The sequence below is a fragment of the Pelagicoccus mobilis genome, from assembly GCF_016595505.1.
Taxonomy (GTDB): Bacteria; Verrucomicrobiota; Verrucomicrobiia; order Opitutales; family Opitutaceae; genus Pelagicoccus; species Pelagicoccus mobilis.
In genome coordinates, this window is sequence record NZ_JAENIL010000009.1 from 67,457 (window position 1) to 86,567 (window position 19,111).

The window sequence follows — 19,111 nt, forward strand, 5'->3', positions numbered from 1 at the left end:
ATGTGGAAGTGGTTCGTTGCGCTATACCGCACTCATGAAGTGTGGAAATCATTCTGTTTGTGTTCGAAGTCGAATCTTAAGCGATTCGCCTCCATTGGGCTGTTGGCAATCGTCATTACCGCAGTAACCGGTTTCCCACACCTTCAGGCTGCTCATCCCACAGAAAACTTCCTAATGGGCCCGACAGGTGCCTACGCCCGATCGTTGTCCGGCGACACATTCATGACCGTGATGGAAGTCCCCGAGAATACTCCCGCCTTTGGGATCCTTCAGTTCGGGGATACAGTCCACTCAGCAAACGGGGTTCAGCTTTCAACGGGGCTTTGGGACGCAACCACTCCCAAGATGGACATCCGCATTCCACTCGGCAATGCCATCACCGAAGCGGAAGCCACCGATGGCAAACTCACACTCGGAATTCAACGCGAAGGTGAGCACCTCGAGGTCGTCATCAATCTCCCAGTACTTGGGGCCTACTCCGCAAGCTGGCCTCTCGACGACACCAAATCCGACATCATCGTCAACGCTTACGCCGATTCCCTCATTGAATACATCCAGGGCACCAAAAACGGTCTAGGTGGATTTCGAGGCTCTACCGGCATAGCATTCCTTCTTTCAACTGGCCAAGAAGAGCATCTCGACGCAGTCCGCGACATCATCCAAAACTACATGGGTAAATGGAACGGCACCAGCGTTGGCACCAACAACTGGAACAACGGCTGGGAAATGATCGCCCTCGGCGAATACTATCTCCGCACAGGCGACGCCATTGTTCTCCCTAAACTCAAAGCCTTCGTGGATGACGCATTCGATCGCGACGCCAACGGCGGCTGGGGCCATTGGGACTATCCAAGTCCTGGATACGTGGGTTCCGGACTCGTAAACGCTGCCGGCGGTTCGGTCTTTGTCGGCATCGTCCTCGCCCGCGAATGTGGCGTCGAAATGGAGGACGAGGACTTCGAAAAGACCCTTCGTTACTTCTATCGCTTCGCCGGATATGGAGGCCCTGAATACGGCGACCATCGTCCCAACCCGGGTGGCGCCAACAACGGAAAAACCGGTATGGTCGGCGTCGGACTCTCTCTCCTCAACAAACCCTACTCAAACGCTGCTCCTCTCATCGGCCTTCAGTCCGCTTGGAGTGTCGCTGGGTTCGAAGGAGGTCATACCGGCAACTGGACCAACGTTCTTTGGCGTGCACTCTCCTCCGCCCATGTTCCGGCCGAACGCTCAGACTACTATTTCAACTACCTCAACAAAATGCGCTGGTATCTCGAGCTCGCCAGACGCCCCGACGGTAGCTTCGAGATGCTTCCCGGCCAATTGAATACCAAATTCAAAGGTCAATATTGGGGAGGCGCTGTCGCACTTAACTACACCGCTGGACGTAAAAACCTCCGCATCACCGGTGCCCCTCCAACTGCGCACAGCGTGATTAAACACCAAGCGGAAGTGTACCCAAAGAATGAGGACTTCTTTAAAACCACCCATGCGGAGGGCTACACCGACGACGACTTCGAATCCGAATGGCCGGCTATCGGGCGCGTAATCCCGTACTCCCCATACAACGTATGGTACAGCTCCCGAGGCCCAATTGCGTCTCTCGAATACCTAGAAAAGCACCTCCGCCACTTCGATCCTCTCATTCGTTCGCAAGCCGCCTACTCGGTCGGCTACCACGGCGACAAAGCCGTCCCCATGCTTATAGAAGCCATCCAGAGCGATGACGCTCGTGTACGCCAAGCCGGACTGATGGCCATCGCCGGCACCTCCGGCTTCCACATGGACGACTCCTCTCAGTTCAAATATAAAGCCGAGGGTAAAACAACTCTAGCGCCCTACGTCATCAGCGTCCTCGAAAATCCCAACTCTGATCAATGGGAACTCGATGCAGCTCTCTTCGCCATGGTGGTCATGCCGCAGGAGATCATCATCGAAAACCTCGACCTCCTCGAAACCTTTCTCACCCACGAAAGCTGGTGGGTTCGCGTCGCCGCTTTTAAAGCCATCGGCGAAGCCGAGGGCGCAGCCTCCTCAATCTTCGACTCCCTGATTGAGTGCTTCGTCCGCGAGCAACACGGCGTCCCCCGAGCTGAGTACTCCTCAGCCATGTATCACATTATCTATGACTCCGAGTTCGACATCAGCGAAGAAAGTCGTTCCCGGGCCATCGAAGCCCTCGGCGCCGACTTTCAAGGCGGCGTCTACCCTCGCGACCGCGCTTACAGTAAGTCCGGAGCCTTTTTCTACGAGAAATTCTCTAGCCGCGTCCTCGGCATGTTCCCGGCAGACGAGCTCCTAACCATCAGCGATGAACTCAATCTCGCCTTCGCCAACATGGGGCATCCCGTCCTTTCCAAAGGCAAGAGCGCCGACAACCTAAACCAAAGCCTCGAATACCTAATCTGGGATATCGAAGCGATAAGCACCGATAAAGTCGGCCCACTCGTCCCCGGACTAAAAGCCCTAAACGCAGGCGGCATCGAGGTCATGACCCGCAAAACCAACGATATCGACTACACCACAAGATCCGCGGCGTCAGTAGTTTCTCAATACGAATCCCTCATCGGCGAAACCGTTGCCGCCACCCAAGCCCGCAAGATCGACTACTCCACCCCCGAGATTCTCAACACAATACCCACGCCCGACGACCTCCGGGTCATGATGCATCACCCCCTCAACGAAGGCAGCGGAGATAAAGCGGAAAACCATGCCATGTTCGGCTCCAAGGCGGACGTCACCCTTGAGAATAATGCCGCCTGGACCAACCAAGGCCTCGCCCCCATCAGCACAAGCAGCCTCAACGCCCAAGCAGGATATGCCTCCTCCAACCATGGAAGCGACAGCAGAGTCGGCAGAAACGTCTTCACCCTCTCCTCCTGGATTCGCCTCCCGTCCTCACTATCCAATACCGACGCCCACTACGTCGCCTACTCAACCGTCGGCAAAGAAGGCTGGAACCTCGGCGTACGCCGTATGCAAGTCGACGGACTTTGGAAAAACGTTCCCTTCTTCTCCCCCAAATACGGCGGAGACGAACTCCTTACTCTTAACGATAGTCTCTCTCGCCCAGATGTATTTCTGGAAGCAGACAAAAACTACTTCATCGCCCACATCCGCAACATCACAGAATACGGCGATGAAGATCCCGAAAACTCCCAACTCGTCATCTACGATCCCGAAACCGATGCTTGGCTGACCAACAACGGCGACATCGCTCACACCAACGGAAAGTTCAGCTCCGGCAATACCCACATCGGTATTGGTGCAGTCGATACAGACAGCGTCGAAGAAACGACCCGTTTCCCTGGCCTTGTCGACGATCCCCAACTCTGGAACGTCCCCCTCACTGCCGCCGAACTCTTCCTCATCGCCAACCGCAGTCGCATGACCGAACTCTCGGACACCCCCGAGATCGCCACCCTTCCCGCTACCACAGTCGGCAGCACCACCACGGATCTCAACGCCCTCGTCACCCCGATCACAGACGGCAACCCCAATGTCATCTTCTACTACGGCACAGTCGACGGCGGCAAAACCGCCAGCGCTTGGCAACATGCTATCGACCTAGGCCAAACTTCAGGCAGCGTACAAACCACCGCCATCAATCTCTCAGGCGAAACCACCTACTACTACCGCGCCTTCGCTTCCTCGTCAGCCGGCGACTCCTGGTCAGACGCCGTCCACAGCTTCACTACCCTCGTCGTCCCCGATCCTCCTCAAGTCGACTCCGCCCCCGCCACAGGCGTCGGCCACAATTTCGCCACCTTCAATGCCTCCATCGTTGCCAATGGCGGCGAGAATCCGAGTTCCAAATTCTACTACGGAACCACCGACGAAGGAACTAACCCTGATCAATGGGAAAACGTCATAGATCTAGGACTACAAAGCGGATCAATCTCCGAGGGCGTCCAAGGCCTCACCGGCAACACCACTTACTACTACCGTCTCCAAGCCTCCAACCCTGGAGGTGAAGACTGGTCCGCCCCAATTTCCTTCACCACCTTCGATCCGCTCATCGGCGGCACCATCAACAGCTCCGCAGACGATGGCTATTGGATGAGTCCCGACAGCTGGGACGGCGTCCTAGCCCCAAGTCCTGGGGATGTGAATACTTGGTACCTTCGTCACTCTCTCATCGGTCAAAACCTTGTCGACACCTTCGAGGGCGGCACTCTCCGTATCGGCGAAGGTGGTGGACTAAGGCGTACTCTCAACGACAACGTCGAATCCTGGAAAATCGACAATCTCATCGTCGAGGCCGGAGGCCGCACCCTCCACGGCTCCGCCAACCGTTCGAATCACTTTAAGGGCACGAACCTATTCCTAGAAGACGGAGCCATCCTCACTTCCTACCGCACCACTTCCTACGGCTACGACTACTGGATGGGCGACGAGGATGCGACCGTCCATCTCGAACTCGGCGGCTTCATGAGCTTCACCAACGGCCCAAGCGGAAGCTCCGACCTGCAAGCATTCCGAGGCACCTTCGATGTTTACGCTTCCGCCCACACCGGCCCCGAATTTCAAATCAACTTCAGCATCCCACCCGAAAAAGCCACCTTCGAACTCAAGCTGTGGTCCCGTCCACCAGAAGAGGGAAAGACCTTCAAAAAGTCCGTCGTCTACAATCTACGCTCAGGCATCCATCACGCCTTCACCGGATTCTCCATCCGTCTGTATTCGCTCACCAACGACGATGGCGACAACAAGCATGAACCGGAACTTGGAGAAACTTACACGAGTCAAGATTTCGTTCTCCCCGTCGGCACTTACAATTACACCGACCTGCTCGAAATCGACGAAGCCCTCGCCGCTGTCTTCAACGACGACGGCGAACGCAAAGGCACCATTACCGTCATCGACACCACCCCTCCAAGTCTCCCAACAGTAGAGACCCGCACCACCAACATCAATCACTTCAACAGCCTCGAATTGAAAGGCGAAGTCACCTCCACCGGCGGCGATGCTCCCACCGTCCACATCTACTACGGCACCACCGATGGCGGGACAAACACAGCGTCCTGGGATGCCTCAGTGGAAATCGGACCACGCTCAGGCGAATTCTCGCAAGTGGCCACAGGTCTCACCATGGACACCCGTTACTACTACCGAGCCTACGCGACCAATTCCGCTGGTTCTGCCTGGGCAAGCAGTACCGAACATGTCGATACATATGGTCTCCCCGCCGTACAAAACGAACCTGCCACCAATATCGATTTCGATCTCGGTACTCTCCATGGATCTGTCACCAAACTCGGCGGCGACACGCCAAATCTAAAGCTGTATTGGGGTCGCTATGACGGCGGTACAGATCCCGATGCCTGGACCGGTTCCATCAACCAAGGAAAGAAAGACGCCTCTTTCAGCCAAAAGCTCACCAGTCTCACCCCCGGCACCACCTACTACTATCGTGCCCACGTCGAAAACATCGCCGGTGGAGCATGGGCTCCCTCAACCGCTTCCTTCACTACGCTCAGAGCACCAGATCCCGCAGTCGTATCCATCACCGGACATTCCACTCCAACCGATCGCGATGCCATCGTCTACTGGAACATCGACGACGTCAAAGGCGACCCTCCTACGGTATGGATCTATTATGGTACCTCCGACGCGGGAGAAAATCTGGATGCATGGGAATTCTCCCTTGAAGCAGTCAGCAACGGAGCCGCCCAAAGCTACGAAACCAAGCTCCCCTACCTCCCACGCGGAGCGACCATCTACTACAAGCTCTATTCCGAAAACGCCGCGGGCGGAAGTTGGTCGAGCTCCACTGGAAGTTTCACCACTCTCGAAACGCCTCATGAAGGTCTCATCCCCATCGACAATTACATGGACGACATCAAGGTGAAGAGCGATTCGACCTATTACGCTGACCTCGATACCGGCGTGTGGGGAGCCAACAACCACAACGCCTGGTACGCCCACAAAACCAAAGAAACTCTCCAAGCCCGAAACTTAGGAAGAAACCACAGAACGGGACTCTTCTTCAGCGTCGACGAGCTCCGAGGCCAAGGTTGGCAACTCGCTTTCCACGCCAACCTAAGCGATGAAAAATTTAGCCTCAATCTTTACCTCGGTAAAGACGACGGCAACAACGCGCCAGAAGATCTCGTCCTCACAAACGCCTCAAGCATCGCGCCAGAAAATGACATTGTGGAAGGCGAATGGCACCAAGCACTCTCGATCAACGGGAACACCATGGCCAATCGCATCAATGGACAAGGCTTCTATTATTTTGACCTCCCGGCAGACATCAATCTCAGCCATTACGACGTAGCCGTAATTCAACTACTTTCGAGCAATGTCTCTGGTTACCTCGATAACTTCGGTTTTATCAGAGCGTACGATCCAGACGATCCTGCTCTATCGATCAAGAGCATTGATTTGCAAAGCGGAACCGCAGTCCTCTCGACTCTACTCGAACCTAGCACATCCTATGTAATCAAATGCAACAGCGACCTTAAGGCAGCATCATCCCAAAACGCCACCATCACCCGCGTCTTTACAGGAGAGGATAAAAATGATGGATTCACGACCAACTCCTACGGGTACGCTGAATTCGAATGCACGTTCCAACCAAACGACAAGATCTTCTTCTTTGTAGAACCACAATGATGGCTCGAGTCCTTCTCATTTGCTGCCTCACCGCAATTCATTCGACAGTGTTTTCTCAAGACAACGCTTCAGCCTCGAGAGAGCAGATACAAATTCCTAGCGTTCCCCATGTATCCATCAATGTGAAACAGCGAGCCGTCGACGTCGAAGCGGTCGTCTGTCTCCATGAGGGACTACTGGAACTCGTAGCTTGCACGGAGGGAACGAAAGAGCACGAGTCAATCGTTTCGGTAAAAGCCCAAGCCAAGCACATCCACCTCATGCTCAACCTCCTAGGGGCCAAAGAAGGCAGCCCAGCCACCACCGCGCCCCTCGACGATACGGGTGAACGCTTTCGTAACGTCCCTGCTCACGGTGCCCCCGTCGACGTCTTTCTAGTGTATCCAAACCAAGAGGGTGAACTCGAAGAACATCCAATCAACAAATTCATCCGCAACAAAGATGAGACCGCATTCGATGGTAACACCTTTATTTTCACTGGATCAGTGCTGAGAGCTCGTGAAAACCAAAAGCCAACTTACCAGGCCGATAAATCCGGGAATGTCATAACGATATCCAGCTTCGGAGACGAACTCCTCGGCCTCCAAAAGCACTTCTCCCACGTCAACGACGACCTGCAATGGGAAGTTTCCGCCGCCGATCTTCCACCCGTCGAGACATCCATCCTGCTCCGACTACGTCCTCAGGTGATCTCGGGCTCGTCCAAAGAGTAGCGCTACCTCCAACGAATTTGTTGCCAAAGAAGTTTATCCGTTAAGCGGATGCTCGGAAGGTATGGCTTCTGCTAGTTCAAGCCATGCTTAAGATTCGATTCTCGTTCCAAAACAGTTATCGATGGATATCCGTGTTCACGATACACATCGGGATCGCCCAGGCTATTTCCCAAACGATGGAGTCGAATCTCCCCTATCTCGATCCAGCGGAAGGGCGTTCAGAATACACCCATTCATCCTTTCCAGACAACGAGAGCAGAATCTACGATTTCTACAGCCGACAGGCGAGATTCCACTTGGAGCAGAAGAGCTTACCCTCCGTCTTGCCACCATTTCCAGGATTGGATGGCGAATCCTTTGGGCACTGGGGTCGGCACTCGAAAATGGACAAGGTTGAGGATCGCTGGAGCAAACAGGTTCGCGGAGGAGCTACCGGTGTCATCCTTTCCCTTGCCGACTATTCGGTTACCAAAGCAGTTGTGGCACGCTTGGGTACCGGAGCGACTCAGTTCTCGGCTTGTTTCGATCCGGAGACGCTAAACTACAGCGCGATCTGGCAGGGCGACCTAAAGCTCCCTGCCATGCGATGGGGACTAATGGGACGAATTTCGCCTGATTCTCCAACGCTCTTCGAGAGCAGTAGAGAACGAGCTTGGCCCGAGGCGAAAAGCGCTGTCTATCACGGCTATCACAACGGAGCCAACTCCACGGTCTTCGAGTACTCGGTCGACGGAACGACAATCCTCGACCAGACAGTGACCGACGAAGGAGTCCTAGTACGATCAATTGAATTCCTAGGAAAATCCTATGGCCAAACCCTCGCACTCTGCCAATTCGGAGAGTCCTGGAAACTCGAAGAGTACCAACCCGATCAGTTAACCTTTAATTCTGGCCATAATACGAGAAGCATCAAGATTTCGGGAAATGGCACTCGACTCAGAACAATCGACAATTCCGTTATTTTGGATCTCGGGCGACGGGATGCAGGGGACACGATCCAGATAGTCTATGCCACCGAAAGCTTGGCTAAATTAACCGATCCGGGAAAACGGCTTCGGCCATCCGAGCAAATAAAGAGCTATCCAAGGAACTGGGATCATTCGATCGTAATGCCTGGAACCTTAAGCAGGAAAAAGCAAAGCTACGTCGTCGACACCCTTCCCGTCCCCCTGAGCAACCCCTACGCTTCGCCGATGTTCCTAACCGGCATCGATTTCTTCGAGAACGGCGACGCCGCTGTATCCACATTCTTTGGCGATGTGTGGATCGTGTCGGGAATCGACGAGAACCTAAGAAGCGTCACTTGGAAACGCTTCGCAACAGGACTCAACCAACCCCTGGGGCTGAAAGTGATAGACGGGCTCGTATACACGATCGGAAGAGACCAGATCACCAGACTCCATGACAAAAACGACGACAAGGAGGCAGATTTCTACGAGTGCTTCAACAATAAATTCGAAAGTTCTATCGGTAGTCATGATTTCAATACGGGACTGCAAACAGACGAACGCGGATACCTCTACTTCGCTAGCAAAACCGAGGGGATCTATCGAGTATCCCCGGACGGAGCTGAAGGAGGGCCAATCGCTAGCGGCATTCGCAACCCGAATGGGTTAGCTGTCACGCCAGATGGAACAGTTATCACCTCTCCGCAGGAAGGGCAACTGACTCCAGCTTCAATGATTATCAAAACGAAAGGAGATCAGTTTTTCGGTTACCAAATGGGTGGATCACCTAAATCCTTCGATCTACCGCTATGCTATATCCCGCGGGGGATCGACAATTCAACCGGAGGACAGGTTTTTGCTGACTCCACACGTTGGGGTCCCCTCTCTGATCATCTAATCTCCCTATCTTACGGTTACTGCTCCCATTATCTCGTTCTGAGCGACCAGAATCCCGAGGCTGATCAAGGGGCGATCGTTCCCCTTTCAGGCGAGTTCCTCTCCGGCGTTCACCGTGGGCGGGTCAACCCAGTCGACGGACAGATGTACCTCGTGGGGACTCAGGGATGGGGCACCTACGCGCGATTTGACGGTAGCCTTGAACGTGTTCGCTATACTGGTCTGGCAAGCTACTATCCGACGGGCTTCGAAGTACTTGAAAATTCGATACGCGTAGAATTCAGCGAACCACTTTCCGCCGAAGAGTCACAAAGCACTCGAAATTTCTTCGCCCAAAGCTGGAACTACCAATACTCACCCGCCTACGGCTCTCCCGAGTACTCGATCAAAGAACCAGAAACCCCGGGCCATGACCCTATCGAAATATCTGGTATCACCGTCCTAGCCGATCAGCGCAGTTTATTAATCGACTTCCCCAAGCTGGAACCTGCGATGCAGTTTCATCTCCACCTAAATCCCTCCTTTGCCTCTGGTGTAAAGGCATCGAGCGATATATTCCTGACATTGAAGTCAGTGCCCACAGACACAGGACGCGAAACTCTCAATGTCCCCGCTATATGGGCAAAGCAGAGCGATAAGCCGGCTTCAATCACCACTAGCACTAAGGCACGAACCATTGAACTATCCGCCCTAGCGAGTTCAGCGTATAGCACCAGTAGCTTCTCCGTCCAAAGTGGACAGGCCATCACTCTTCATCTGAAAAACGAAGCCTCGACCCCTAGAAACTGGGTGCTCGCTGATAGCGGCTCGTATCTAGAACTTGGACAGCTCGCTGACGCACTCGCAAAGCGGGATCCCGACAATGAAAATGGTTTCGTCCCTCAGAGTTCCAAGGTCATCGCCCACACTGGCGTGGTACAACCGGGAGAGCTAAGCTCGGTCATATTTGTTGCTCCAACAACACCGGGGAGCTATGTGTTTTTCTGCTCCCTCCCCGGGAAGTGGAAGCAGATTCGTGGCACGATGATGGTCTACTAACTGATCGCTTGAGTATCTAGTTGTTTCTAGCCGACAGAATCACAACTTTGACGCGTAAGTAATTGTGGTTTCAAGGAGTTATCCCCTGATAGCGAACTAGCAGAAATCGATAACTCACTTTGTCCCAACACTTAGAGAAATATGGCGAAAGACACCCCAAACGTTAACAGACGCTCCTTTATTAAATCCGCAGCTGGCGCTTCCGCCCTCGGCCTCGTGAGTTTCCCTCACATTATGTCGGCACAGGCGGGAAAGCCGTCAGCGAATGACAAGCTCAATATCGCCTTCGTTGGTGTCGGCGGAAAAGGGGTAAGCTCCATCGTCCCCATTAGCCGACTTGGCCACAACATTATCGCGCTTTGCGATGTGGATCAGAAACGCGTCCAAGATTCGAAGAAGAAACGCGACGGAGAAGAATTCATGCGCGTCATTGAAGACGCCGCAACCCGAGGAGCAAAGTGGTACAAGGACTACCGCAAGATGTTCGAGGAACTAGGAGACAAGATGGACGGGGTTGTCATCTCCACACCTGACCACATGCACTTTCCGATCGCGTTGTCGGCAGTGAACCTAGGCATCAACGTCTATTGCGAAAAGCCGCTCACTCACACCGTTGAAGAAGCGAGAATCCTTGCCAAGGCTGCTCGCAAGAAAGGCGTTGTCACTCAGATGGGTAACCAAGGCCATTCCAACGAAGGCGTTCGTCTCGCCAAGGAATGGATTGCTGCCGGTGCTCTCGGGCAAATCCACGAGGTCTATTCTTGGACTAACAGACCCGTCTGGCCGCAGGGCTTGAAAAAGCCAGATCACTCAAAAGGAGCTCCAGATGTGCCAAAGGATCTGGATTGGGACCTCTGGCTGGGTATCGCGGATAAACGAGCTTACGACCCAGCCTACATGCCGTTCAAGTGGCGAGCTTGGTGGGACTTCGGATGTGGCGCGGTTGGCGACATGGCCTGCCACGTAATGGACGCCGCCTTCTACAGCTTGAACCTTGGGCTCCCTGATTCTGTTGAAGCTCTCGCCACTTCAGTGAATGACCACTGTGCGCCCAACGCCTCCGCCATTACCTATAAATTCCCTAAGAGAGGAAAATTCGATCCCGTCACCTACCACTGGCTAGACGGAGGAATGCTCCCTCCTGCCCCCAAGGGCCTTCCTCATGAACTGCTAACCAAACGCGATAACAGCGGCACCCTCTTCATCGGCGAAGAAGGATATCTCCTAGCCGACACTTACACCAAATCCATTCGCGTCTTCCCGGACGAGCGTTTCGACGAAATCAAAAAGAATCGTCCTCCAAAGACCATCAAGCGCATCAAGGGAACCCACCAAGGCGACTGGCTAAACGCGATCTCCACCGGTGGCCAGGCCTGCTCGCACTGGGACTACGCCTCCGAGCTCACTGAACTCGGACTTCTCGGAAACGTTGCGATCCGCTCGAAAGCGAAAATCAAGTACGACGCGAAAAAGATGAAGGTCACCAACATCCCAGAGGCCAACAAGTTCCTGAAAAAGGAGTATCCAGACGGCTGGATTCTCTCCTAACAAAGATATCTGTTTCTGAACTCAAGCAGCCTCTCAATTTTCCTCAGGATTATTGGGAGGCTTTTTTGCAATTTCCTGTGGAGGGTAAATCTGATTCCCTAATTTTCCCCCAAAGATAAGATGCTCACCCAAAAATGAAAACGTCGCAACTGGCACTGCTTCTCATTGGCGCTACCGCCATCGGATTTGGAGTTGGCCGATTCTCGTCCCCTAAATCTGAAAATACGGAATCACAAGCGATCGAGAATCAGGCGACGCGAATCACTTCCGCACAAGAAATACAGGACCAGACGAAATCCAGCATCCTGCCCGTCATAGTCCCCGCATCCGGTCCCCAACCACTCAAAAGCGTTGATGACATCCTCGCAAGCGAGAGCATCGTCGACGCGATCTCACACTTTGATCGCCATCTGGAGAACCTAAGCACCGACAAAGCCTTTAGCGTTTTGGAACGACTCCAGTCGATGCCAGCTTCTCGCAAAAAGAGCATTCTGATGAATCGACTCTTTCACAAATGGGGACAAACCGACGGAGCGGTAGCCTTCGAAACGGCTCAAGCCCTCGAAGGGCGTGATCGCTTGCGTTATCTTGGCGAGGCCGCCGCGGGCTGGTCTACGACAGACATAGTTGCCTCTTGGGATGCATTGATGATCGCCAGCAATGAAGGAGCCCTTCAACAACTCCCGCTCGGCCCGATGCTACATGAGGTTGCAAAGCAAGACATCTCGCTGGCTATGACTTTGATGTCTGAGGCGGGTGGAACCAACGCCGGCTACAACCGATTCAAATCCATATTGCGAGCCGCCGAAGAGAACGGTCAGTTCGGCGATGTCTTCAATGAGCTCGTTTTCAATGACGACGTTCCTAACAAGGAACGCTATGTCAGAAGTCTATTCGAGGAGTGGGGTAAGTCAGATTTGAATACACCGTTCCAAATGCTGAATAGCCTCGGCGATGACCCGTTGAGCAATCAAGCAATGGCAGGAATCATGCGCGGCTGGGCGACGATTGATGGTCAGGGAGCATTTTCTTATGCACTTGCAAACAGCAATGATCCCATCGTCGCGAGATCCCTGCCCATGATAGCCAAGGAACTGGTTAAAAGTTCCACCGCCGAGGAAATGTCCACGCTCTTCAGCGAAATTAAGGACGTCGATCAGCAAAACAGCATTGCGAAAACGATTATAGGTGACCTCGCCAACGCAGATCCTCACTCCGCATTCGAGTGGGCGAGCCAGCTTCAAGACGAAAAAACAAGGGCAAATAGCATCGCTAGAGTCATCGGCACGTACGCAAAAAACGACTACGAAGGAGCGAGAGATTACTATCTGACTTTGGACGACCCTTCGACCCAACTTCAGGCGGTTACTGGCCTAACCTACTCTCAATTTAGAGAAACCAAGAACATAAATCTCTCAGAAACTTTCGAGCTCATCGACGCGATAGACGATGCAGATTCCCGCGAAAAAGCAATCGAACGCGTAGCTGGTATCGCTAAATCTTTAAAGAAAAGAGACAGTATAGAGTTCACCGACGAATACATCACGATGATCGAAGGACGAGACGATCTCTCTCGAAGCAAGAAGGACAAACTGATCAAGCCCCTCCTTCCCAACAAAAAGAAGAAGAAATAGTCTCTAAGAGCGATCTGTATTATTCATTCCAGTACATTCTTCCTCTGCTCATCTCACGTTGAAATTGCACGATCATGCCACGAAGCTTGCTTTGCATTCTTCCGTTCATCCAAAACTTCCGATCAGCTGGATTCTGTGGCGGTGTCTTGTCGTCAAAAAGCCATGGAGCACGTAGCGGGATACTCTCCTTCGGATCGTCCTTCAAATTGAAGAGTTGTAGCTTGCGGCCGAGAACGAGTTTCCAGTCGCCATACCGTACTCCCGTGAGTTCTCCATGAGAACCATGATAGAAGAACGCGTTCAGGTATTCTTCTTCAGTAAACCACTTCGCCCATTCACTCGATGGATCAACGATACGACGAAGTGGGACTTCCGCGTTCAGCGAAACGGAGCGATCAAACGCTGGTGTACCTTCAACTTCACCTAGCATCATCGCACTCAGATCACGCCCGTCCAAAAGCATCCCCTCCGGAATCTTGATTCCTGCAATCGAAGCTAATGTCGGATACCAATCCATAGCATGGGCCAGGGTTGTTGATTCGAGACCACCCTTTACCCCCAAGCCTGGACCGTAGGCGATACATGGCACACGCATGCCACCCTCGAAAGTGGTCAGCTTAGATCCCACCAGGGGTTGGTCCTTATTACGACCAGGCCAACGACCATTGTCAGACATGTATATGACTAGCGTCTCGTCATCGATTTCCAGACGCTCAAGAGCATCGACGATACGGCCTACATTGTAATCCATCTCCTGAATCGCATCACCGTACTCTCCCCAATTGGAACTGCCCTTGAATTTCTCACTGACGCCAAGCGGATCATGCAGCATCGTATGCGGTAGGTAGAGAAAGAAGGGCTCATCCCCCTTAGTCGCCTTCTCCTCAATCCACGAGATAGCCTCCGTCGTGTACATCTCTGTCAAATGATCAGGGCTCGTCCCACGCTCTAGGACCTCGCGATTACGCTGCAGTGGCATACCGCCCTCGTCATCAAAGTGCGAAACTTCAAAGGAATCCAGGTTGTGCAAAATGCCATAGTAGTAATCAAAGCCTTGGTTCCATGGGAGACTCTCTTCGTCAAAACCAAGGTGCCACTTCCCAATGCAAGCAGTCGCATACCCAGCTGTCTTGAAGAGTTCAGAAACGGTCAAAACCTCAGAAGGAATCCCCTCTGTCGACTCCGGTCTGTGTACCCAAACATGATTTCCGGTGCGGCGTGGATACAATCCCGTGAGCAAGCCCGCACGCGAAGGGCTACAGATCGGAGCAGCCGAATAAAAGTTCGTGAAACGAATACCTTTCTCAGCCAAAGCGTCGATGCGTGGCGTATTCACTTCCGTAGCACCATAACACCCGAGATCGTAGTAGCCCTGGTCATCGATAAAGATGAAAACCACGTTAGGTCGTTTAGACGCGCTGGCCTCTGGCAACCAGCTCCCAAATGCCAGCATAAACGCGATGAGGACTGCCAAGGGCAATCGATTTAAGAAAGGTGTTCTCATGGTCTAACCTCTCTTCCGTCTCTACTTGATCGCGTGAACGTATCCGTCTCCAGCGAGTGCATACACCTTGTCGCGGTAGATACAGAGCGTTGATTCCTCTACGCGTTGACCAAACTTGTAGACCCAGTGCGGTTCCCCCGTAAAGGCATCCAAGCAGTAAAAGAGCGGCGTATTTCCGGAAGCAATGTACAGTCGGTCACTAGCTATCGCCGGAGCCGAAAGGCCACCACCGTCTGGAAAGGTCCAGTGAATCTTAGCTGTTTCTGAGTCTACACTGTAGACCTTGGAAGCCATCGGAACACCACGTAGTCCCATGCCAACGCGAGCAGTGTAATACGCCCGTCCCTTGAAGAAAGCAGGTGTGGCATTGAAGTTCGTGTACTGCCCCTTTTCAGCATCGCTCGTATTTCCACCACTAAGAAGCTCGCCTGTCTTTGCGTCGAAGTACTTGAAGATGCTGCTGTGGTGCGGCAGGTAGATTTTTCCATCAGTCGCAATGAGTGTTCCTGAATCGAGGCCCACTCCATTTTCCTTCCAGACAATTTCACCGGTTTTCTTGTCGAAGGCATAGAGCGAACGACTCCAAGATCCGAAGTAAACGAGATCACCATCAATCGCCGGCTCAGCTGGGACTGACTTGGCAGTTGGATACATCCAGACAATGTGGCCAGTTTCGCCGTCGAGACAGACCGCATGGCCATCAACCGTCGGAACATAGACAAGACCATCATCTACAGTCGCAGACCCCCATACCCATCCTCCAGGGACTGTCTGTTTCCAAACAAGGTCACCGGTTTCAGCATCGAGACAGTAGAAGAAGCGCTCGCCACCCTGTTGACCGGTATAAATCTTTCCATCCGCGCAGGCTGGACCTACTGAAATCGCCGCACCCATTTCAAACTTCCAAACTTCCTCACCTGTATCCGCGTCGACCGCGTACATGAAACCTGCTGGATTTCCAAAATAGAGTTTTCCTTGGTAGGCTGTTGGCTTGGACTGGTAGTAGGTGCCACCAGAGAGTACGTCAGTGAACACACGTTCGCCCTCCTCATTCTCGTATGCGTTAAGAACACTACGCTTCCACTTAACCTCGCCCTTTTCACCCAAACAGTAGAGCCAAAGGTCACTATCGCTCACCAGCACACCTGCAGGACTGTCAACAAGGTCAGCATAGATCGGGTGCGTGCTTACTTTCTTTGTCCATAGCTGCTTCCCCTTCTTATCGAGGCAAGTAACACTACCATCCACTGTCGCGACAACAACACCCTCGTCCGTTAGGGCAGGTTGGGAGCGGACCCAATCTTTCGCCTTTTTCGACCAAAGAATCCTGCCACTATTCGTATCAATCGCGTAGATACGGCTATTAGCCGCTCCCACGTAGAGCACATCGCCATCGACTGTTGGCACAGTAAAGTGCTTACGGGTACGTTTCTCGACATCCTCAACTTTCGTTTCCCAAACGAGAGATCCATCGTCTTCATCCAAGCAGTAGAGCGTACCCCCGTTACTACCGAAATAGACCTTCCCTGAATCAACAGTAACAGAAGTGTGGATCTGTCCATCTGCGTGGAATTTCCAAGCAATCCGCTCGTCGCGATTGTGACCTTCCAACTTCAAGGCGTACAAGTACCCTTCTGAAGTCCCCTGAAAAACGAGCGTGTCGGTCATCACCGGCTCAGCGAGGGCATCGATATCCCCCACATTAAAATCCCACAGTTTCCGCTCGTTTCCTGCATCCGCGCAGATCAAGCGATTAAAATTCTGACAAGTCGGCTTGTATCCATAAATATCATGCAGCCCAAACGGATAAGTCACAAACTTCCCATTGGTCGCCACAGGAGCTACCTGAGTGCGGTAGTCAACGTGACCTGCGTACTTTCGCTTCTTCGTTTCACCCGTCTTTTTGTCTACGTAAACCAGATTGCGAGCCTGGCCTTCGTTTCCGCCATGAGAGTTAACTTCGCGCAACACGATCTCGTCTCCCACAATAAGCGGAGTGGAGGCGATAGCTGGATATTTGTAGATCCCCAAAAGCGGATGCGTCTGAGTAGACTTCCAGATTTCTTCCCCCGTATTCACATCCAAGCACAAGCTAGTGGTGTGCATACCTGGCGAAGCGAGATATACACGCTCACCCTCAACGGTTGGACGCGCATACCAACCGAGCCCGACCGGGAACTTCCAAGCGAGTTCTCCTGTTTTGGGGCCGGGAGCGTCTGTGTATCCAGTATTGTGCTTATTACCCTGAAACATTGGCCAATCGGCCTCCATATCTCCCCCCTTGGGGAATCCCTTTTTTGAACCTTTAAACGGCTCATAGAATGGACCTTCCGTCTTTAGCTCAGTGTAGATTCCTTCCATGACCTGGAAGCCCTCATCGATCACCTTGCAGATCTCCTGAATCGCCTTCTCGCGTTCGGTATCTGGACCACGCAACGTACGTGGCTCCCAACGATAGTAAGCTGTATCCACGTCGAAAAACGGGCGCGTATCGGCAGACTGCTGCTGCACGCTTCCCAGCCAGACATAAAGGATGAGAGAACGATAGCGGTAGTTTTCCGCAGTTGTCGCTTCCTCTTGAACCGCTTTCCGAACCGCGTCGATATCGTTGCTCCCACTCGTATAAAACGTTGAGCCGAACGCAGTCGCGCTCACCGCAGCCACAGCAAAAAGCAGAGAAATCAGTCTTTTCATTAGTCTCATGTAGCTAATCACGTTCTACTCCTTCATCCCTAAAATCATTACGAGCTAGAGTTTAAACGAGCTGGCCAAGGGCTCCTTTTCCCTGAGAGTTGATACAGCTCGTTGAAACGCGTTGAGATCGGTGCACATCCCCGAAGTGACCGGCCCATTCTAATTCTGCCATCGATTGACGCCAAAGCATCCTCATACAGGTATCCAACAAAAAAATACCTCCCCTGGTGCAGCAATCGTGGCAATTCGATGCCCCAACGGATCAACGCTTCTAGCACGAACACAACGATCACCCCATACAGCCCAACAGGACGAATTCCTGACCAAAGAAGATACACTTTCCCCCTTTTGTAGATTGTTAACAATCCAAGCAAAAACAATTCTCCCCGTTCCAATTGAAGATCAAGTTTACCAGTTTACCAACGGTAGATGTACATGTTGGCAAAAATACAATCCGTGAGATTCTGTCTCGAGCTCAAGCCAACCTTAGCAACCTGTATCCCTGTCTGTAAAATACGTTCGCGATCCCATCACTCAGGGATCCCGCTAGGAAATCATGACCGGTAAATTCAATACTCGAGAACCACTGCCTGAAGTTCCGCTCTAGAATCGAGAGTATCGCCGACTCAGAATTTCACCGTATCATTCTAAGCTGAAGCCGTCATCATGCGCTTGAGTCAGTCTAGTTGTAGCAGACGGGCGGCATTTGACTCCACTACTCTCGACACAAGAAACTGATCGAAAGCCACGCTGAGCACAAAGCAATCTTCGAGACGAAATGAAGCCTGAGATCAGGTCGAGGTGATCCGAAAAAACGTGATGCCCAATTAATCAACCTCTTATCTGATGGCCATCAACGATGACACAATTGAAGAGCTAGGGATCTTTGCATTTTGTAGAATGGGAAGCGATGCGTAGAACATCCCCAAGCCAACCGGCAGCACTACCCTAGAAGTCGAACATCCTATTCCCAATTTTCATACGCTAAAGAAATGCAGAATCGCTCCCGTACTGGCATCCAATAGACCTATGCCTTTCTAATGGATGCCCCAACGACTTAGCCTCGGTCAACACTCGCAGCGTCGGCAAGGAGCCTTGATCCATACGCATGATTAAGCGAATCAGGCATCTCGAGATAGGCTTTTTGAAGACGGGAACGTCGAGTCGCCCAACCCGTAACTGGCACTGCTTCGAGAACGTCAGCAAAAACCGAACGGGCGACATTCTGGGCGATTGTCCGGCAAGCAAGAATCGACGAGCAAACATGATAGACCAAGATTTCGCTTCCGAGAACAATGACCTCTGTACGCCATTATAAGAGGCTCTGTAAATCTAGATAGGGAATGTCTCGCTCTCTGGAAAATCTCATCATCGATGATCTTGGCTTTGGCTTCTGCTATAAAACCTCTCCTTTTTAATCTAATCTGCGGTTTTGTCGGTTTATTTTACTAAAAAAACTCAATCTCCTAACCCACTCACGATCTGAAGTTTACCCGTCAACTAGCTAGTCCGAACATA

The 19,111-nt window shown here is 52.5% G+C and carries 8 protein-coding genes; 6 read left to right on the forward strand and 2 right to left on the reverse strand.

Annotated features, from left to right (window positions below; genetic code table 11):
- The first annotated feature begins 174 nt into the window (after window positions 1–174).
- The 5 genes from JIN87_RS06295 (at window position 175) to JIN87_RS06315 (ending at window position 13,395) form a co-directional block, all read left to right on the forward strand.
- Window positions 175–6,618, forward strand: coding sequence for a DUF6288 domain-containing protein (locus JIN87_RS06295; protein ID WP_200354689.1), 6,444 nt, complete (start codon window positions 175–177; stop codon window positions 6,616–6,618).
- A complete protein-coding gene (locus JIN87_RS06300) occupies window positions 6,615–7,331 on the forward strand; it encodes a YdjY domain-containing protein (protein ID WP_200354690.1) in 717 nt (238 codons plus the stop codon). The genes JIN87_RS06295 and JIN87_RS06300 overlap by 4 nt, the downstream gene beginning before the upstream one ends.
- A gap of 83 nt (window positions 7,332–7,414) precedes the next feature.
- Window positions 7,415–10,213: a DUF6797 domain-containing protein gene (locus JIN87_RS06305; protein ID WP_200354691.1), complete on the forward strand. Its 2,799-nt coding sequence runs from the start codon at window positions 7,415–7,417 to the stop codon at window positions 10,211–10,213.
- Between the two features lie 141 nt (window positions 10,214–10,354).
- Window positions 10,355–11,761: a Gfo/Idh/MocA family protein gene (locus tag JIN87_RS06310; RefSeq protein ID WP_200354692.1), complete on the forward strand. Its 1,407-nt coding sequence runs from the start codon at window positions 10,355–10,357 to the stop codon at window positions 11,759–11,761.
- 134 nt (window positions 11,762–11,895) lie between these two features.
- Window positions 11,896–13,395 (forward strand): hypothetical protein, encoded by a 1,500-nt coding sequence (locus JIN87_RS06315; RefSeq protein WP_200354693.1) that lies wholly within the window; start codon window positions 11,896–11,898, stop codon window positions 13,393–13,395.
- A gap of 19 nt (window positions 13,396–13,414) precedes the next feature.
- Here the strand turns inward: JIN87_RS06315 and JIN87_RS06320 are convergent, their stop codons facing one another.
- Together JIN87_RS06320 and JIN87_RS06325 are read right to left on the reverse strand one after the other, a co-directional pair.
- On the reverse strand, window positions 13,415–14,899 hold the full coding sequence (locus tag JIN87_RS06320) for a sulfatase family protein (protein ID WP_200354694.1): 1,485 nt from the start codon (window positions 14,897–14,899) through the stop codon (window positions 13,415–13,417).
- 21 nt (window positions 14,900–14,920) lie between these two features.
- Complete coding sequence (locus tag JIN87_RS06325; RefSeq protein ID WP_200354695.1) at window positions 14,921–17,593, reverse strand: outer membrane protein assembly factor BamB family protein; 2,673 nt, start codon at window positions 17,591–17,593, stop codon at window positions 14,921–14,923.
- 1,108 nt (window positions 17,594–18,701) lie between these two features.
- On the opposite strand from JIN87_RS06325, the gene JIN87_RS06330 reads away from it, so the two are divergent.
- Window positions 18,702–18,911 carry a hypothetical protein gene (locus JIN87_RS06330; RefSeq protein ID WP_200354696.1) on the forward strand — a complete coding sequence of 70 codons (210 nt, stop codon included), beginning with the start codon at window positions 18,702–18,704 and terminating at the stop codon, window positions 18,909–18,911.
- Window positions 18,912–19,111 lie beyond the last annotated feature (200 nt).

Bases quoted from the DNA above. Each gene is read 5' to 3' on its own strand.
- JIN87_RS06330 (WP_200354696.1), top strand. From the start codon at position 18,702: ATGATTAAGCGAATCAGGCATCTCGAGATAGGCTTTTTGAAGACGGGA.
- JIN87_RS06300 (WP_200354690.1), top strand. From the start codon at position 6,615: ATGATGGCTCGAGTCCTTCTCATTTGCTGCCTCACCGCAATTCATTCG.
- JIN87_RS06320 (WP_200354694.1), bottom strand. From the start codon at position 14,899: ATGAGAACACCTTTCTTAAATCGATTGCCCTTGGCAGTCCTCATCGCG.
- JIN87_RS06295 (WP_200354689.1), top strand. From the start codon at position 175: ATGGGCCCGACAGGTGCCTACGCCCGATCGTTGTCCGGCGACACATTC.
- JIN87_RS06310 (WP_200354692.1), top strand. From the start codon at position 10,355: ATGGCGAAAGACACCCCAAACGTTAACAGACGCTCCTTTATTAAATCC.
- JIN87_RS06315 (WP_200354693.1), top strand. From the start codon at position 11,896: ATGAAAACGTCGCAACTGGCACTGCTTCTCATTGGCGCTACCGCCATC.
- JIN87_RS06305 (WP_200354691.1), top strand. From the start codon at position 7,415: ATGCTTAAGATTCGATTCTCGTTCCAAAACAGTTATCGATGGATATCC.
- JIN87_RS06325 (WP_200354695.1), bottom strand. From the start codon at position 17,593: ATGAAAAGACTGATTTCTCTGCTTTTTGCTGTGGCTGCGGTGAGCGCG.